Genomic DNA, 15713 nt, shown 5'->3' with positions numbered 1-15713 from the left:
TATACCGAATTCGGTACACACCTCTCGAAAAGGTCCTTCGGTCAGGAAGCGACCGCCGCCGAGCGGACGCCCTGCGCCAGCTCCTCGGTCAGCGTCCGGATCGCGTCCAGACCCTGCGCCGCCGCCGTCACCAGGGCCGAGCCCACGATGACGCCATCGGCGTAGGAGGCGATCTCGGCGGCCTGCGCGCCGCTGCGCACTCCCAGGCCGACGCCGATCGGGATGTCGGAGTGGGCGCGGATGCGGGCGCACAGGGCCGGAGCCATGGACGACACCGCGTCACGCGCGCCGGTGACGCCCATGGTGGAGGCCGCGTACACGAAGCCCTTCGAGGCCTCGAGGGTCTTGACGAGCCGCTCCTCGGTCGAGGACGGCGCGACCAGGAAGATGCGGTCCAGGTTGTGGGTGGAGGACGCCACGAACCAGTCGTCGGCCTCCTCCGGAATCAGGTTGGGGGTGATCAGGCCCAGACCGCCCGCCGCCGCGAGATCGCGGGAGAAGCTGTCCACGCCGTACTTCAGCACCGGATTCCAGTAGGTCATGACGACGGCCTTGCCGCCCGCCTGGGAGATGGCCTCCACGACCTTGAACACGTCGCGCACCCGCACGCCCCCGGCCAGGGCCTGTTCGGCGGCGCGCTGGATGGTGGGGCCGTCCATCACCGGATCGGAGTAGGCGACGCCGACTTCGATGATGTCGCAACCGGATTCGACCATCGCCTTGCACGCGTCGATCGAGCCCTGCACGTCGGGGTAGCCCGCGGGCAGGTAGCCGATGAGCGCGGCGCGGTTCTCCTCGCGGCAGGCCGCGAAGGTGTTGGCGAGACGGGACTGCTGGCTCACTTGTCGTCCCCCTCGGGCTTGTCGAACAGCCCGAACCACTGGGCGGCGGTGTCCATGTCCTTGTCACCGCGGCCGGACAGGTTGACCACGATGATCTTCTCCGGGCCCAGCTCCTGACCGAGCTTGATCGCGCCCGCCACCGCGTGCGCGGACTCGACGGCCGGGATGATGCCCTCGGCGCGGCTCAGCAGCAGGAGCGCGTCCATGGCCTCGGTGTCGGTGACCGGGTAGTACTCGGCGCGCCCGATGTCCTTGAGGTAGGCGTGCTCCGGGCCGACGCCCGGGTAGTCCAGACCCGCGGAGATGGAATGCGATTCGATGGTCTGCCCGTCCTCGTCCTGCAACAGGTACGAGTACGCGCCCTGGAAGGCGCCCGGGCTGCCACCGGTGAAAGTGGCGGCGTGACGGCCGGTTTCGACGCCGTCGCCGGCGGCCTCGTAGCCGACCAGGCGCACGGCCGGATCGTCGAGGAAGGCGTGGAAGATGCCGATCGCGTTGGAACCGCCACCGACACAGGCGGTTACCGCGTCGGGCAGACGGCCGGTGTGGGCCTGGATCTGCTGCCGCGTCTCCAGGCCGACGACGCGCTGGAAGTCGCGCACCATGAGCGGGAACGGGTGCGGGCCCGCGGCGGTGCCGAAGCAGTAGTAGGTCTGCTCGGCATTGGTGACCCAGTCGCGCAGCGCCTCGTTGATGGCGTCCTTGAGGGTCTGCGAACCCGTTGTCACGCTGATGACTTCGGCGCCGAGCAGGCGCATGCGGGCCACGTTCAGCTGCTGGCGCACGGTGTCGACCGCGCCCATGTAGATGACGCACTCGATGCCCAGCAACGCGCACGCGGTGGCGGTGGCGACGCCATGCTGGCCCGCGCCGGTCTCGGCGATGACGCGGGTCTTGTTCATGCGCTTGGCCAGCAGTACCTGGCCGAGCACATTGTTGATTTTGTGAGAACCGGTGTGGTTCAGGTCTTCCCGCTTCAGGAAGATGCGCGCGCCGCCCGCGTGCCGCGACAGGTTCTTGCACTCGAACACCGGCGAGGGACGCCCGGTGTAGTCGCGCTGCAGCCGGTCCAGCTCGTCGAGGAAGTTCGGGTCCACCCGGCACTTGTCGTATTCGGCGGTGACCTCTTCGATCACGGCCATCAGCGCCTCGGGCACGTGGCGGCCGCCGTAGACGCCGAAGTGGCCGCCCACGTCGGGTTCGTGACTCTTGTGCGCGACACCGTCGCTGGCCTGGGGCAGGCCGAGAGTGTTCTTGCCGGACAGCTTTTCGGTCTGTGTCATCGCTTCTTTCACCGTCCCCGGCGAACCGGTTTCGGGCAGGACGGGTGGGTTCCGGCGGTCACCAGCTCGGCCACCGCGGCGCGCGGGTCGCCGCTGGTCACCAGGCCCTCGCCGACGAGCACGGCGTCCGCGCCCGCGCCGGCGTAGGCCAGCAGGTCGGCGGTGCCGCGAATGCCGGACTCGGCCACGCGGATCACTTCACTGGGCAGACCGGGGGCGATGCGCGCGAACACATCCCGGTCCACCTCGAGGGTCTTCAGGTTGCGGGCGTTCACGCCGATCACGCTGGCCCCGGCCTCGAGGGCGCGGTCGGCCTCTTCCTCGGTGTGCACCTCGACCAGCGCGGTCATGCCCAGCGATTCGGTGCGGTCGATGAGCGCGGACAGCACGTCCTGCTCCAGCGCGGCCACGATCAGCAGGATCACGTCGGCGCCGTGCGCGCGGGCCTCGTGGATCTGGTACGGGCCGACGATGAAGTCCTTGCGCAGGACCGGGATGTCGACCGCGGCGCGGACCGCGTCCAGGTCGGCCAGCGAACCGCCGAAGCGGCGCTGCTCGGTGAGCACGCTGATGATGCGGGCGCCGCCGTCCTCGTAGGCGCGGGCCAGGTCGGCGGGGTTGGGGATGTCGGCGAGCGCGCCCTTGGAGGGGCTGGCCCGCTTCACCTCGGCGATGACGCCGATGCCCTCGGCGTGCAGGGCGGCCTTGGCGTCACGCGGGGACCGCGCCGCCGCCGCGGCCGCTTTCACGGCCTGGAAATCCAGAAGGGCTTCCCGCGCGGCCACGTCCGCACGGACCCCGTCGAGAATCGAGTCGAGTACCGTCATCTGGCTCGAATCCTTTCTGGGGAGACGGACTTGCTGCCTGAGAATCCCCCCAGGCGCTGTCTCACCGCTGCTGATAAAGAGTAAATGGCTATGTTCCCGGTCTTGACGGCGGGGCTGGAAGCGGCGACGCTGCCGCTGTCCGGCCCAGCTCAGTGGTGTTCGCCGCGCGGGGCCCCGGAACCCGGATCGTCCTGCGCGGCAGAGTGATCGGCGTCGTCGGCGGTCGGATCCAGGCCCTCGTCGAGCGCGTCCCACAGCACACGACCCGACAACTGCTCCTTCGACGGCGACTGTGACCCGGATTCCGCGGGTCCCCGGTCGGCGTGATGCTGGGCAACCTGCTCGGCCGCCGCGGACTTACGCACGGCCGGGCTGTCGTACTTGCCCGACATGCGGGCCGTCTCACGGGGCATGCGCACCAGCAGCAGCCCGGCCACGAACGCCGCCACCGCCCCGAACAGCGTCAGCACGGCCGGCAACGACGCGGTGGTGACGGTTCCGGGGTGCTCCCAGCCCCGCAGCTCGGCCAGCCGGGCGGCCCGGTCACCGGTCCTGCCCTGATGGACCAACAGGGCGTAGGCGGGCACCGCGGCCACCGCGGCGAGCACCGCCACCACCACGCCCACGCCACGCCGCCACCAGCCGTGGGTGGCGAACACCGCCGCGATGGTGGCCAGCAGGACCAGGGCCAGCGGCGTCAGCGCGCCGAACCAGGTGCTGCCGTTGAGATGGGCGGTGCGCGGCGGACCGAGCTCGCTGGTCACCTCGAGGGTCACCCAGGTCATCCGCGAGGACGCCCACAGCAGTGCGGCGGCGACGGCCAGCAGGGCCACGGCCAGGTAGGGCCGGGGGCGCTTCCGAGCGCCCTCGGCGACCGCGGCCCGGGCGTCGGCCTCGGCTTCGCGGGCGTCCGCCTCGGCGGCACGCGCATCGGCCACCGCCTGCGCGGCATCCGCGTCCGCCTCGGCTCGATCCGCCGCGCCCGCTCCGCCGGACCTCTGATCAGACTGCGGCACAATGGGTTTCACGCCGGACGAGCCGTCTCCCGTTTGCGGGGCAGGATTCCGCGGCGGGGTATCGGGACCGGACTCGGTCATTGCCCGGTGCCGTTCGGCCGGTAGGCGCGTACGGTCTCCGCCGCAGCGACGGCCTTGAGCACCGCCATGGCCTTGTTGCGCGATTCGACGTCCTCGTACTCGGCGTCGGAGTCGGCGACGATGCCCGCGCCGGCCTGCACGTAGGCGGTGCCGCCCTTGAGCAGCGCGGTGCGGATGGCGATCGCGGTGTCGGCGTCACCGGCGAAGTCGAGGTAGCCGACCACGCCCGCGTACACGCCGCGGCGGGTGGGCTCGAGCTCCTCGATCAACTCCATGGCCCGGACCTTGGGCGCGCCGGACAGCGTGCCGGCCGGGAAGCAGGCCTGGACCGCGTCGAGCGCGACCTTGCCCGCCCGCAGCCGGCCCGACACCGTGGACACCAGGTGCATGACGTGCGAGTACCGCTCGACGTGCCGGTACTCGGTGACCCGCACGGTGCCCGGCTCGCAGACCCGGCCCAGGTCGTTGCGGCCCAGGTCGACGAGCATGAGGTGCTCGGCGTTCTCCTTCGCGTCCTCGAGCAGGCCCTTCTCCAGCAGCAGGTCGTCCTCCTCGGTGGCCCCGCGCCAGCGGGTGCCCGCGATCGGGTGCGTGGTGGCCACGCCGTCCTTCACCGTGACCAGCGATTCGGGGCTGGAGCCGACGATGGAGAACGCGGTGCCGCCGGAGCCGTCCGGGATGTGCATGAGGTACATGTACGGGCTCGGGTTGGAGGCGCGCAGCATGCGGTAGAGGTCCAGCGGGGTGCCGTGGTAGTCCATCTCGAAACGCTGTGAGAGCACCACCTGGAACGCCTCGCCCGCCTCGATCTCCTTGACCAGGCGGCGCACGCCCGCGCCGAACTCCTCGGAGGTGCGCTGGCGGCGGTAGTCGGGCTCGGGCCGGTCGAAGACCGAGACGGTGGACTCGGCGGGCGCGGCCAGGGCCTCGGTCATGCGGTCCAGGCGGGCGACCGCGTCGTCGTAGGCCGCGTCGACGCGCTCGTCGGTGCCGTTCCAGTTCACCGCGTTGGCGATCAGGGTGATCGCGCCCTCGTGGTGGTCGAAGGCGGCCAGGTCGGTGGCCAGCATCAGGACCATCTCGGGGACCTGGAGGTCGTCGGTGGCCAGGCTGGGCAGGCGTTCGAGCCGGCGCACGGTGTCGTAGCCGAGGTAGCCGACCAGGCCGCCGGTCAGCGGCGGCAGGCCGGGCAGGCGCTCGGTGCGCAGCACCCGCAGCGACTCGCGCAGCGCTTCCAGGGGGTCGCCGCCGACGGGCGCGTCGGCTGGGGTCTGCCCGAGCCAGGCGGCCTGGTCGTCGACCACGGTGAGCGCGCTGGGGCTGCCCGCGCCGATGAACGACCATCGCGACCACGAGCGGCCGTTCTCCGCCGACTCCAGCAGGAAGGTGCCGGGCCGGTCGGCGGCCAGTTTGCGGTAGGCGGACAGCGGAGTCTCGGAGTCCGCCAGCACCTTTCGGATCACCGGGACCACGCGGTGATCGGCCGCGAGCGACCGGAACTGCTCCCGGGAGGTGGTGGTGTCGATTGGCAAACCGTGGGCGCCGTGCATTGCCCCATCATTCCAGGCCCACCGGGCGGGATCTAAATCGCTCTCCCCGCCCAGCCGAGCGAGCCGCTGCGGCGAATACCTGAAGCGGTCTCACTACGCTCGCGGCGGTAGCACGCGGTATCCCCCATTTTCGAGAGGAGATCAACACAGATGTACCCCTCGCAACCGGTGGCTCCGGAGGGTCCACGGCACGCAGCTCCGCAGATGGCCCCGGGCGTCATGCCCGGTCAGCTGCCTCGGATGATGCACATGAACCCCGGCGGGAAGTACTCCGCCATCTCCTCGTTCGTCACCTACGTGAAGGCGCTGGAGTCGCTGGATCCGGGCAACTTCCCCGACGAGTACGCCGAGCACACCGATCGCATCAAGGAACTGAAGCCGTTCCTGCGCGCCCACGGCATCCTCGACGTGATGAACATCAAGAACCCGGAGGTCGCCGCCCTGATCGGGGCGTGACGCCGCACCGACACCGCGTGTCGGGGGTGGTTGGGGCTCCGGGGGCCGACCCCCGGACCCCCAGGCAGGGAACCGGCCGACAGGCCGGCGGTGGGCACTCGCCAAGCCCCCTGCCCGGCAAGGGATTCCGACCGGGCGGTCACCGCCTCCCCGAATAGCTCGTGCACGATGAATTGGGGGTAGGGTACGGGCATGAAGGTCGGTCAGCTCGCACCCAATTTCGAACTATCGGATCAGTCCGGCACCCCGCGTTCGCTCGAGTCACTGCTCGCGGACGGCCCGGTGGTGCTGTTCTTCTATCCCGCGGCGAACACGCCGGTGTGCACCGCCGAGGCGTGCCACTTCCGGGATCTGGCAACGGAATTCAAGGCCGCCGGGGCGAGCTGCGTGGGCATCAGCGCGGATTCGGTCGAGGTGCAGTCGGGATTCGCCGAGAAGCAGGGACTGGGCTACCCGGTGCTCTCGGACCCGGGCGCGAAGGTCGCCGCGGAGTTCGGCGTGAAGCGCGGCCTGCTGGGCGCGATCGTGCCGGTCAAGCGGACCACCTTCGTGATCGACCCGGATCGGACCGTGGCCAAGGTGATCACCAGCGAGATGCGCGCCAACGTGCACGCCGACGAAGCCCTGAAGTTCCTGCGCGAACGCTGACGGACCGCTCCCGCTCGGTCCCGGCCGCGCGACCTCGTCGCGTCGGTGCTTCGCCCGCCGACAATTCGGACATACGCTGGGCGCATGACTACGGCCGGCACCGAGCAGGAGCGAAAGTCTTCAACCTTCGTCACGTGGCGCAATCGCATCATTGCCGCGGTCGTGACCCTGGCGGTGTTGTGGCTGTCCTATCTGATCCTGGCCGCGTTCATTCCGCGGTGGTGGGCACAGCGCCTGGGGGAAATGGTCGGCTCGAGTTTCGCCAAGGGCATCTGGTACGGCCTGTTGATGGGGCTGATTTGCACAGCGGTGCCACTGTTCCTGTTCCTGGCGGCGGGTCTGTCCTGGCGTAAACGGGCCGGAAAGTTCGTCGCGGGCGGGGCCGCCGTACTGGCCCTGGTCTTCGCCATCCCGAATTTGATGACGCTGACCATCGTGTGGGGCAACTCCAGTGCCGCGCACGCCGGGGAACGCATTCTCGACGTCGACGCCCCGGGATTCCGCGGCGCCTGCCTGGCGGGCGCGATCATCGCCGCCGTACTGTTCCTGCTGGCCGCATTTCTCTTGGTGCGCAAGCGATTCCGCCGCCACCGCGCCGACAGACAGCGAAACGAACCGGAAAAGCCGAGCGTGTCGCCGGAAACTCCGGCAAATCCTCCCGAAGTCGGCACGAACTAATTCCGCGCGCAACACGCGTGATCGATGTCACGTCATTCGGCAACACCGTGACTGACGAGCGAAGTCGTGGCAAACTTTGACGTGCGAGTGACTTGTTCGATGCCGTGACACGGGCTCTCGAACGGTCGGGGACCAACCGTCACTCGGGTGGTACGAGAGGGCGCGCACGGTGACCAAGTCGATGAATCCCCAAGAACAGCGAGCTTGGCGAACCCTGATCGCGCTCACCACCCGACTGCCCGCCGCTTTGGATACCCAACTGCAACGCGAGTCCGGGATTACCCATTTCGAATACTTCGTGATGGCCTTGCTCTCCGAAGAACCCGATCACCGCTTGCAACTCAGCGACCTCGCGCAAAAGGCAAACGCATCGCTATCACGGCTCTCGCATGTGGTGTCCAAACTCGAGCGGCTCGGCTGGGCGCAACGCGTGGCGCTGACCGGCCGTCGCGGGGCCCAGGCCGTGCTCACCGACGCGGGATATCGCAAGGTCAGCGATGCCGGGCCCGGCTATCTGGAGTGCGTGCGCGGCCTGGTGTTCGACGGCCTCGACGCCGATCAGACCGAGCAGCTGCTGGCACTGGGTGAAACCCTGGTGGCACAGCTCGACAAGGGCATGACCCGCGGGCTCGGCCGCTCGGGGCGGCCCAGCTCGCATCTGGGTCTGGATCCCGCCGAATCCGACTGAGGCTCAGCCCTCGTCGGACAGCAGCCGATCGCCCTGCGACAGCAGCACGTCGGTGTCGAAGCAGGTGTGGGTGCCCGTGTGGCAGGCCGCGCCCTCCTGGTCGACGATGAGCAGCACGGTGTCGCCGTCACAGTCCAGCCGCACCTCGTGCACGTACTGGGTGTGGCCGGAGGTCTCGCCCTTCACCCAGTACTGCTGCCGCGAGCGCGAGTAGTAGGTGCCCTTGCGGGTGTCGAGGGTGCGGGCCAGCGCCTCGTCGTCCATCCACGCCATCATCAGCACGTCCCCCGTGCTCTTCTCCTGGGCGATGGCGGCGAACAGGCCGTCGGCATTGCGCTTGAGGCGCGCGGCGATCGCGGGATCCAGGGCGCTCATCGAACCGTGATCCCTTCCGTGCGCATGGCGTCCTTGACCTCGCCGATGGTGAGATCGCCGAAGTGGAAGACGCTGGCGGCCAGCACCGCGTCCGCGCCCGCCTGCACGGCCGGCGCGAAGTCGGCGACCTTGCCCGCACCGCCGGAGGCGATGACCGGCACCGACACCGCGGCGCGCACCGCGCGGATCATGGTCAGGTCGAAGCCGGCCTTGGTGCCGTCGGCGTCCATCGAGTTCAGCAGGATCTCCCCCACGCCCAGCTCGGCGCCGCGCACGGCCCATTCCACGGCGTCGATGCCGGTGCCGCGCTTGCCGCCGTGGGTGGTGACCTCCCAGCCGGAGGGGGTGGGGTCCTGGCCCGCGGGCACGGTGCGGGCGTCGACCGACAGCACGATGCACTGCGAGCCGAACCGCTCCGACATCTCGCGCAGCACCTCGGGGCGGGCGATGGCGGCGGTGTTCACCGACACCTTGTCCGCGCCCGCGCGCAGCAGCCGGTCCACGTCCTCGACGGTGCGCACGCCGCCGCCGACGGTGAGCGGGATGAAGATCTGCTCGGCGGTGCGGGTGACCACGTCGATCATGGTGCCGCGGTCGCCGGTGGAGGCGGTGACGTCGAGGAAGGTCAGCTCGTCCGCGCCCTGCGCGTCGTAGGTGGCCGCCAGCTCGACGGGATCGCCCGCGTCCCTGAGGTTTTCGAAGTTGACGCCCTTGACCACGCGCCCGGCGTCGACGTCCAGGCACGGAATCACGCGTACTGCCAGTGTCACTGCTCTGCCTCTCCTCGGACCCGATCGGCGGTGTCGGCGATCAGTTCCAGTAGTTCCTCGTGCACGCCGGGCGCGGCGGCCAGCACCGAACCGGATTCGATGGTCCAGTCCGCGCCCAGCAGATCGGTGACGACCCCGCCCGCGGCCCGGACCAGCACCACGCCCGCGGCGTTGTCCCACGGGTGATGTCCGAACACCACGGCCCCGCCCAGAATTCCGGACGCGGTGTAGGCCAGGTCGATGCCGGTGGAGCCGTACATGCGCTGCCGGCCCGACAGCCGCGACAGCGCGCCCAGCAGGTTGAAGCGGAAGATGCCCGGAATCCGGCCCGCCCCATCGATATTGAAGCTGCCGAACCCGATCATGGCGGTGGCCAGTTTGGCCGGGGCCAGCCGCGGCAGCGGGGTGCCATTGAGCAGCAGCGGCCCACCGTCGACGGCCGCGTAGCGCTGGCCCAGGATCGGCAGCCAGGTCAGCCCGATGACGGGGACACCGTCACGCACCAGCGACAGCAGCATCCCGCACATCGGGCTGCCCGCCGAGTAGTTGAAGGTGCCGTCGATCGGGTCGAGCACCCACGCGGTGCCCGAGGTCAGCTGCGGGCCGCCGAATTCCTCGCCGTGCACCGGGATTCCGGTGCGCTCGGCCAGTCGCTGCGAGATGGTGCGCTCGAGTTCCAGGTCGAGTTCGGTGGCGAAGTCGTTGCGCCCCTTCTCGACCGCGCTCGGCGCCCCGATGCCCTCGACGAAACGCGGTGCGGCGGAGTCGAGCACCGCGCTGGCGATGCCGAGCAGTTCGGCGAGTTCGGCGGCCATCGGCGGTTATCGAACCGCGGCCAGGGCTTCGGGCAGGGTGAACCGGCCCGCGTACAGGGCCTTACCGATGATCGCGCCCTCGACGCCCTCGTCCACCAGGGTGGCGATGGCGGTCAGGTCCTCGAGCACCGAGATGCCGCCCGACGCGATGACCGGCGCCTCGGCCGCGTTCGCGACCTGGCTCAGCAGATCCAGGTTCGGCCCGGTCAGGGTGCCGTCCTTGGACACGTCGGTGACCACGTAGCGCGAGCAGCCGTCGCGTTCGAGCCGCTCGAGCACCTCCCACAGGTCGCCGCCGTCGGTGACCCAGCCGCGGCCGCGCAGCCGCCACTCGCCGTCGATGAGCTTCACGTCCAGGCCGACGGCGACCTTGTCGCCGTACTCGCCGATGGCGCGGGCGCACCACTCCGGGTTCTCGATGGCCGCGGTGCCGATATTGACGCGCGCGCAGCCGGTGGCCAGCGCCGCCTTCAGCGACTCGTCGTCACGGATTCCGCCCGACAGTTCGACCTTCACATCGAGTTCGCCGATGACCCCGGCGATGATGTCGCGATTGGACCCCTTGCCGAACGCGGCGTCCAGGTCGACCAGATGCACCCACTCCGCCCCCGCCTGCTGCCAGGCCAGAGCGGCGTCGCGCGGCGAACCATAACTGGTTTCGCTGCCCGCCTCCCCTTGAACCAGGCGCACAGCTTCACCATTGGCGACATCGACGGCAGGTAGCAGCACAAGACTCACGGGGTAAGCCTAGTGGTTGCCCGGCGTCACACCGTTCGCAGGGTGAACCGAGTCGCGGCGGCGCGGCCGGGCCGCCCTCCGTCCCGATTCACTGCCGGGCGAGCCAGTCCGAGAGCCGGGTCGGGGCGAGTTCCGCGCCGGGGCCCGGCACCAGGCTGTCCGGACCGAGCAGGGTCCCGAAGTACCGGGCCTGCGGGTCGGTGACCACGTCGCGCGGGTCGGATCGGGCGGTGAGCACGGTGCGGATCCACTGGTCGAGGCCGAACTTCTCGGGTCCTCCGACGTCGAGTGCGCCATTGCGGGGCGGGTCCAGCGCGGCTCGCGCCGTCACGGCGGCGACATCGTCGGCGGCCATCGGCTGGACGCCGCCGTCCGACATCCGGACGACACCCTCGGTGGTGGCCGAATCGGCTATGCCACCGGCGAATTCGAAGAATTGGGTGGCGTGCACGATCGTGTACGGGAGGCCGGAGCTCTGAATCATTTCCTCCTGCGCCGCCTTCGCCCGCAGGTATCCCGATTCCGGCAGGCGGCCGGAGCCCACCACCGACAAGGCGACATAGTGGCCGACGCCCGCGCTCCGCGCCGCGTCGAGCAGGTGCGCGGTCGAGGCGCGGAAGAACGCCATGACGTCGTCGTCGGCGAACGACGGCGAATTGGAGACGTCGACGACGACGTCGGCCCCTTGCAGCACCTCCTTGACGCCCACTCCGGTCACGGTGTCGACGCCCTTGCTGGGCGAGGCCGGGACCGCCTCGTGGCCGCTCCGGCTCAAACGGTTGACGACATTCGAGCCGATCAGGCCCGTTCCGCCGATGACGACGATCTTCATGTCCGCTCCTTCCGTTGTCGCACTGCCTCGGCTTCCACCATCCCACCGAGGCGGGTTTCAGCTGTCGGCGGCGTGCGCTTCGAGGATGCGATTGAGGGTCAGGACGAAATGCGCGCGGTCGACGGCGGTGAAGCCGGGCAGCAGTTGCCGCTGGGCCGCTTCCAGCCGTTCGTCGAGGTCGGCGAGGTGGGCGCGGCCCGCGCGGGTGAGGGTGAGGGTGTTGCGGCGGCGATCGGCGGGGTCGGGGGTACGGGTAAGGAGACCGCGATCGGCCAGGTCGTTGACGGTGGCGACGACGTCGCTGCGGTCGATGCCGGTGCGGCGGCCGGCCTCGGCCTGGCTGAGCGGGCCGTGCTCGTCGAGGGTGGCGAGCAGCGCGTAGTGGTAGCGGCGGGAACCCGTTGGTTCCAGGGCCTTCTCGGTGCAGCGGTTGGCGATGATGCCGACCTGGCCGATCAGGCGGGTGGGAAGGGCGCGCAGTCGACCGGAGGCTCCCTCGGGCGCGGTGTCCATGAGGCGAATCTACCAACACTTGTTGGGAGCACCCACGATCGGTTACATTGGTTTTACCAACGTTGGCCCAACCAACAAATTCGTCGAAAGACTGCCACCATGAACGCGATCGACATCAGCGCCGGGCGAATCCAGGAGCTGGCGGACAAATTCGAGATCACCGAGCTGGTGCACCGGCTCGGCCGCGCCCTCGACGAGGGCGACTGGGACGAACTCGGCACGCTGTACACCCCCGAAGCCACCGCCCAGACCCCGGGCGGGCTAGCCGTCGGCCGCACCGCCCTGGTCGCTCAGGCCAGCCGAAATCACTCCCCCGACAAGCACATTCAGCACATCATCACGGGAGTCATCGTCGATCTGGACGGCGACACCGCCCGCGTGCGCGCCAACCTGCTGGCCGTCTTCGCCTGGGGGCCCGCCCAAGACCCCACCCTCGGCTCCCGACCCCGCCTCACCCTCGGCGAGGTCTACCGCTTCGAGGCCGCCCGCACCCCGGACGGCTGGCAGCTCGCGGGCGTCGCTTCGTCCCCCGTCTGGTCCGTCGGCGCTCGCCCGACGCGGGAGTGACCCACGTCACCGGCGGTGCTGTCAGGAATCCGCGCGCTGTCTCGTTCAGAGGGCACGCGAACCAGACAGGAGCGAAATCATGCAGCACCGCATCGTCGTCCTCGGGGCCGGCTACGCCGGCGCCTTCACCGCCGGATACCTGGCCCGCACCCTCCACTCCCGCGACTTCGAGATCACCGTGGTCAACGCCGAACCCGATTTCGTCGAACGGCTGCGGCTGCATCAGCTCGCGGCCGGACACGCGCTGCCGCACCGGCCGCTGGCGGAGGTGTTCGCGGGCACCGGCATCCGGCTGCGGGTCGCGCGGGTGATCGGTGTCGACGCCGACCACCGCAGCGTCACCATCGCCGATGCCGAAGGCACACACCGCATCGAATACGACACCCTGCTCTACGCGCTCGGCAGTACCGCCGCCGTGCACGACGTTCCGGGTGCCGCGGAGCACGCGTTCAACGTCGCCGGACGGCCGTCCGCGCTGGCTCTGCGCGCCCGTCTGGACGAGCTCGGCGAGCAGGGCACGGTGCTCGTGGTCGGCGGCAATCTGACCGCGATCGAGACCGCCACCGAGATCGCCGAAGCCCGTCCAGGACTGCGGGTCCAGCTGGCCACCAGCGGTGAACTGGGCGGCTGGCTGGGTCCCAAGGCCCGCCGTCATCTGCTGCGCGCGTTCGATCGATTCGGGATCACCATCCACGAGCGCACCGCCATCGCGCGGGTCGAGGCGCGGCGGGCCGTCGCCGACGATGGGACCGTCTTCGCCTCGGACGCGATCGTGTGGACCGCGGGCTTCGCCGTCCATCCGATCGCCGCCGACAGTGGCCTGGCGGTGGAAGCCAACGGGCAGATCACGGTCGACCGGCAGATGCGGTCGGTCTCGCACCCGGAGGTGTACGTCGCCGGTGACAGCGTCTTCGTCATCGGCGAGAACGGCCGTCCGCTGCCGATGTCGTGCGCGTCGGCGGGATTCACCGGCATGCAGGCGGCGGCCGCGATCCTCGGCGACCGGACCGGGCGCACCGTCAAGGCGACCACCCTGAGCTACGTCGGCAACCACATCAGCCTCGGCCGCGAGGACGCGATCTTCCAGCTGGTCGACGGTGCCGGGCAGGCGAAGCCCGGGGCCCTGTGCGGCCGCCCGGCGGCGCTGGTCAAGGCGGCGATCGTGGCGGGCAGCGGTTGGAGCATCGGCCACCCGACCTTCGGAATGCCAAGCCGCACACGCCGCTCGGCGCCGGCCCGCCCGCACCCCGTGGATGCGGTCACCGCATAGGGTGACGCTCATGGATGCCGCCACCGTGGCGCGTTTCGAGGCCAGCCGCAACCGGCTGGCCTCCCTCGCCTACCGTCTGCTCGGCTCGGCCGCCGACGCCGAGGACACGGTGCAGGACGCGTTCCTGCGGTGGCAGGCGGCCGACCGGGACTACATCGAGGTCCCCGAGGCGTGGCTGACGAAGATCGTCACCAACCTGGCGCTCGACCGCCTCCGCTCGGCGCGGGTCCGCCACGAACGCGCGGTCGGCGCCTGGATGCCCGAACCCTTGCTCGACGGCGATCCGATGCTGGGCCCCGCCGAAACCGCCGAACAACGCGAATCGGTGACCGTGGCGGTCCTGCTGCTGATGGAGCGCCTGACCCCGCTCGAACGAGCCGTTTACGTTCTGCGCGAGGCCTTTTCCTACACCCACGCCGAAATCGCCGACATCCTCGCCATCACCGAATCCGCCAGCCAGCAGCACGCCCACCGAGCCCGCCGTCGAATCACCTTCTCCGCCAGCAACACCGGCAGCGACCCCGCCGCCGCCCGCGGCATCGTCCAGGCTTTCGTCGACGCCGCCGCCTCGGGCCGCACCGACCACCTCGTATCCCTGCTCACCGCCGACGCGACCGCCACTTCCGACGGCGCGGGCGGCTCGGCGCCCAAGCTGATCCACTTCCGCACCCCCGAACGCGTTGCCATCGCAGTCCGAGCCGGCTTCACCCCCACACCCGCGAAACTCCGCCAGTTCAACGGCTCCCCCGCAATCCACGCCGCCGTTCTCAACGGCTGCCCCGCCATGCTCATCACCCTCGACGACCGAATCCTCAGCGTCACGATCCTGGAACTGCGCGACGACAAGATCGCCGCCCTGCACGGCATCGGCGCCCCGGCCCGCCTCCACCGCCTCACCGAGCAATGGCGACGCCGCGACCACGACGCGCCACTCGTCGAGCTGTGGAGCCGGACTCCCGAGTAGCGCGGCCGTCGTGCCTATCCGTGTCGTGCCACGTCCTCGCACAGGATGCCCGGCCAGCGAGCGAGATCGGCCGGTGTGTACGCCACCTCCAGGGTGGCCTTCGGCAGCAGGTCCACCAGCGCCTCGGCGGTCGACACCGGATGGGCGGGGTCGTCTGTCCAGGCCAACACCGTGGTCGGCACGTCGATCGCGGCGATCGCCCCGGGGGCAGGCAGGTCGCTCATCGCCGCCCCGCGGAACAATGCGGGCAGTAGGTGCTCGGCGACATCCGGCACGGTTTCCGGCGTTCCGACGGTGGCCGGCGGGCGAGGCGCGGTGAGATCGGCGCCGAGGAAGGCGGCGAGTCCCTGCTCCTCGATCAAGCGGGCATTCTTCCGGTAGAGGTCGGCCTTCGCGGCTCGGGTGCGCCACGCGGTCGCGGGCACGAGCAGGGTGAGGCCGGCGAATCGGCCGGGATCGCGGACAGCGGCATGCAGCAGTGTCCCGGTACCCATCGACGGACCGACACCGTGCACCTGTTCACCGGGGAACCAGTGGTCGAGCAGGTTCAGCAGGTCATCGGCCAGAACCGGCCACCGATAGTCCTCGGGGACGGCACGACCCGTCGAGTGGCCGTGGCCGCGCGCGTCGTACCGCAGCAATCGGGTTCCGCTGAGTCCGCGGCCGAGATCGAGGTCCATCAGACGGTCGCGGTGGCGGCTGGAGGTGAGGCCGTGGAGTTGGACGACCGGGTGGCCGCCCTCGTCGCTCAATTCCACGTCGATGTCGGCGCCGGAAACGCGGAAGGTCGGCACGGTGGC

General features: G+C 70.2%; 19 protein-coding genes. 7 read left to right on the top strand and 12 right to left on the bottom strand.

Going from position 1 to position 15713, the window contains the following annotated elements; translation table 11 throughout:
• Window positions 1–41: 41 nt before the first annotated feature.
• The 5 genes from trpA to ACWEOI_RS27685 form a co-directional block, all read right to left on the bottom strand.
• On the bottom strand, window positions 42–842 hold the full coding sequence (trpA, locus tag ACWEOI_RS27705) for a tryptophan synthase subunit alpha (RefSeq protein ID WP_433666704.1): 801 nt from the start codon (window positions 840–842) through the stop codon (window positions 42–44).
• Window positions 839–2125: a tryptophan synthase subunit beta gene (trpB, locus tag ACWEOI_RS27700; protein WP_452361486.1), complete on the bottom strand. Its 1287-nt coding sequence runs from the start codon at window positions 2123–2125 to the stop codon at window positions 839–841. The genes trpA and trpB overlap by 4 nt, the downstream gene beginning before the upstream one ends.
• 8 nt (window positions 2126–2133) lie before the next feature.
• Entirely contained in the window at window positions 2134–2952 is an 819-nt protein-coding gene (trpC, locus tag ACWEOI_RS27695) for an indole-3-glycerol phosphate synthase TrpC (RefSeq protein ID WP_213560553.1), read from the bottom strand.
• A gap of 149 nt (window positions 2953–3101) precedes the next feature.
• Window positions 3102–3980 (bottom strand): TIGR02234 family membrane protein, encoded by an 879-nt coding sequence (locus ACWEOI_RS27690; protein ID WP_433666706.1) that lies wholly within the window; start codon window positions 3978–3980, stop codon window positions 3102–3104.
• A 65-nt stretch (window positions 3981–4045) separates the two neighbouring features.
• Window positions 4046–5599 carry an anthranilate synthase component I gene (locus ACWEOI_RS27685; protein WP_452361485.1) on the bottom strand — a complete coding sequence of 518 codons (1554 nt, stop codon included), beginning with the start codon at window positions 5597–5599 and terminating at the stop codon, window positions 4046–4048.
• Between the two features lie 150 nt (window positions 5600–5749).
• Between ACWEOI_RS27685 and ACWEOI_RS27680 the strand changes: the two genes are divergently transcribed.
• From ACWEOI_RS27680 to ACWEOI_RS27665, 4 genes are all read left to right on the top strand, one after another.
• Window positions 5750–6055 carry a hypothetical protein gene (locus tag ACWEOI_RS27680; protein WP_433666708.1) on the top strand — a complete coding sequence of 102 codons (306 nt, stop codon included), beginning with the start codon at window positions 5750–5752 and terminating at the stop codon, window positions 6053–6055.
• A 192-nt stretch (window positions 6056–6247) separates the two neighbouring features.
• Entirely contained in the window at window positions 6248–6703 is a 456-nt protein-coding gene (locus ACWEOI_RS27675; protein WP_379275708.1) for a peroxiredoxin, read from the top strand.
• An 84-nt stretch (window positions 6704–6787) separates the two neighbouring features.
• Window positions 6788–7381 carry a permease gene (locus ACWEOI_RS27670; protein ID WP_433666709.1) on the top strand — a complete coding sequence of 198 codons (594 nt, stop codon included), beginning with the start codon at window positions 6788–6790 and terminating at the stop codon, window positions 7379–7381.
• A gap of 181 nt (window positions 7382–7562) precedes the next feature.
• Complete coding sequence (locus ACWEOI_RS27665) at window positions 7563–8069, top strand: MarR family winged helix-turn-helix transcriptional regulator (protein ID WP_379275730.1); 507 nt, start codon at window positions 7563–7565, stop codon at window positions 8067–8069.
• Between the two features lie 3 nt (window positions 8070–8072).
• Here the strand turns inward: ACWEOI_RS27665 and hisI are convergent, their stop codons facing one another.
• From hisI to ACWEOI_RS27635, 6 genes are all read right to left on the bottom strand, one after another.
• Entirely contained in the window at window positions 8073–8444 is a 372-nt protein-coding gene (gene hisI / locus ACWEOI_RS27660) for a phosphoribosyl-AMP cyclohydrolase (protein WP_433666710.1), read from the bottom strand.
• Window positions 8441–9214 carry an imidazole glycerol phosphate synthase subunit HisF gene (gene hisF, locus ACWEOI_RS27655; RefSeq protein ID WP_357097965.1) on the bottom strand — a complete coding sequence of 258 codons (774 nt, stop codon included), beginning with the start codon at window positions 9212–9214 and terminating at the stop codon, window positions 8441–8443. Before hisF ends, hisI begins: the two co-directional genes overlap by 4 nt.
• Window positions 9211–10029, bottom strand: coding sequence for an inositol monophosphatase family protein (locus ACWEOI_RS27650; protein ID WP_379275702.1), 819 nt, complete (start codon window positions 10027–10029; stop codon window positions 9211–9213). Before ACWEOI_RS27650 ends, hisF begins: the two co-directional genes overlap by 4 nt.
• Window positions 10030–10035: 6 nt before the next feature.
• Complete coding sequence (priA, locus tag ACWEOI_RS27645) at window positions 10036–10767, bottom strand: bifunctional 1-(5-phosphoribosyl)-5-((5-phosphoribosylamino)methylideneamino)imidazole-4-carboxamide isomerase/phosphoribosylanthranilate isomerase PriA (RefSeq protein WP_357097970.1); 732 nt, start codon at window positions 10765–10767, stop codon at window positions 10036–10038.
• Window positions 10768–10855: 88 nt separating this feature from the next.
• Entirely contained in the window at window positions 10856–11599 is a 744-nt protein-coding gene (locus tag ACWEOI_RS27640; protein WP_433666711.1) for an NAD(P)H-binding protein, read from the bottom strand.
• 57 nt (window positions 11600–11656) lie between these two features.
• Window positions 11657–12112, bottom strand: a complete 456-nt coding sequence (locus tag ACWEOI_RS27635; RefSeq protein WP_433666712.1) for a MarR family transcriptional regulator — start codon at window positions 12110–12112, stop codon at window positions 11657–11659.
• Window positions 12113–12211: 99 nt separating this feature from the next.
• Between ACWEOI_RS27635 and ACWEOI_RS27630 the strand changes: the two genes are divergently transcribed.
• From ACWEOI_RS27630 to ACWEOI_RS27620, 3 genes are all read left to right on the top strand, one after another.
• Window positions 12212–12679, top strand: a complete 468-nt coding sequence (locus ACWEOI_RS27630) for a nuclear transport factor 2 family protein (protein ID WP_452361484.1) — start codon at window positions 12212–12214, stop codon at window positions 12677–12679.
• 79 nt (window positions 12680–12758) lie between these two features.
• Window positions 12759–13949, top strand: a complete 1191-nt coding sequence (locus tag ACWEOI_RS27625; protein WP_452361483.1) for an NAD(P)/FAD-dependent oxidoreductase — start codon at window positions 12759–12761, stop codon at window positions 13947–13949.
• Between the two features lie 10 nt (window positions 13950–13959).
• Window positions 13960–14913, top strand: coding sequence for a sigma-70 family RNA polymerase sigma factor (locus tag ACWEOI_RS27620; RefSeq protein WP_452361482.1), 954 nt, complete (start codon window positions 13960–13962; stop codon window positions 14911–14913).
• A gap of 14 nt (window positions 14914–14927) precedes the next feature.
• Here the strand turns inward: ACWEOI_RS27620 and ACWEOI_RS27615 are convergent, their stop codons facing one another.
• Window positions 14928–15707 carry an alpha/beta fold hydrolase gene (locus tag ACWEOI_RS27615; protein WP_452361481.1) on the bottom strand — a complete coding sequence of 260 codons (780 nt, stop codon included), beginning with the start codon at window positions 15705–15707 and terminating at the stop codon, window positions 14928–14930.
• Between the last annotated feature and the right edge of the window lie 6 nt (window positions 15708–15713).

The organism is Nocardia sp. NPDC004340 (assembly GCF_053602575.1).
Note: the sequence above shows the minus strand (reverse complement) of the source record. Positions and strands in the feature narration are given on the sequence as shown.

Bases quoted from the DNA above. Each gene is read 5' to 3' on its own strand.
- ACWEOI_RS27665 (WP_379275730.1), top strand. From the start codon at position 7,563: ATGAATCCCCAAGAACAGCGAGCTTGGCGAACCCTGATCGCGCTCACC.
- ACWEOI_RS27625 (WP_452361483.1), top strand. From the start codon at position 12,759: ATGCAGCACCGCATCGTCGTCCTCGGGGCCGGCTACGCCGGCGCCTTC.
- ACWEOI_RS27620 (WP_452361482.1), top strand. From the start codon at position 13,960: ATGGATGCCGCCACCGTGGCGCGTTTCGAGGCCAGCCGCAACCGGCTG.
- hisI (WP_433666710.1), bottom strand. From the start codon at position 8,444: ATGAGCGCCCTGGATCCCGCGATCGCCGCGCGCCTCAAGCGCAATGCC.
- trpC (WP_213560553.1), bottom strand. From the start codon at position 2,952: ATGACGGTACTCGACTCGATTCTCGACGGGGTCCGTGCGGACGTGGCC.
- trpB (WP_452361486.1), bottom strand. From the start codon at position 2,125: ATGACACAGACCGAAAAGCTGTCCGGCAAGAACACTCTCGGCCTGCCC.
- ACWEOI_RS27635 (WP_433666712.1), bottom strand. From the start codon at position 12,112: ATGGACACCGCGCCCGAGGGAGCCTCCGGTCGACTGCGCGCCCTTCCC.
- ACWEOI_RS27670 (WP_433666709.1), top strand. From the start codon at position 6,788: ATGACTACGGCCGGCACCGAGCAGGAGCGAAAGTCTTCAACCTTCGTC.
- ACWEOI_RS27630 (WP_452361484.1), top strand. From the start codon at position 12,212: ATGAACGCGATCGACATCAGCGCCGGGCGAATCCAGGAGCTGGCGGAC.
- ACWEOI_RS27680 (WP_433666708.1), top strand. From the start codon at position 5,750: ATGTACCCCTCGCAACCGGTGGCTCCGGAGGGTCCACGGCACGCAGCT.
- ACWEOI_RS27650 (WP_379275702.1), bottom strand. From the start codon at position 10,029: ATGGCCGCCGAACTCGCCGAACTGCTCGGCATCGCCAGCGCGGTGCTC.
- ACWEOI_RS27675 (WP_379275708.1), top strand. From the start codon at position 6,248: ATGAAGGTCGGTCAGCTCGCACCCAATTTCGAACTATCGGATCAGTCC.
- ACWEOI_RS27640 (WP_433666711.1), bottom strand. From the start codon at position 11,599: ATGAAGATCGTCGTCATCGGCGGAACGGGCCTGATCGGCTCGAATGTC.
- ACWEOI_RS27685 (WP_452361485.1), bottom strand. From the start codon at position 5,599: ATGCACGGCGCCCACGGTTTGCCAATCGACACCACCACCTCCCGGGAG.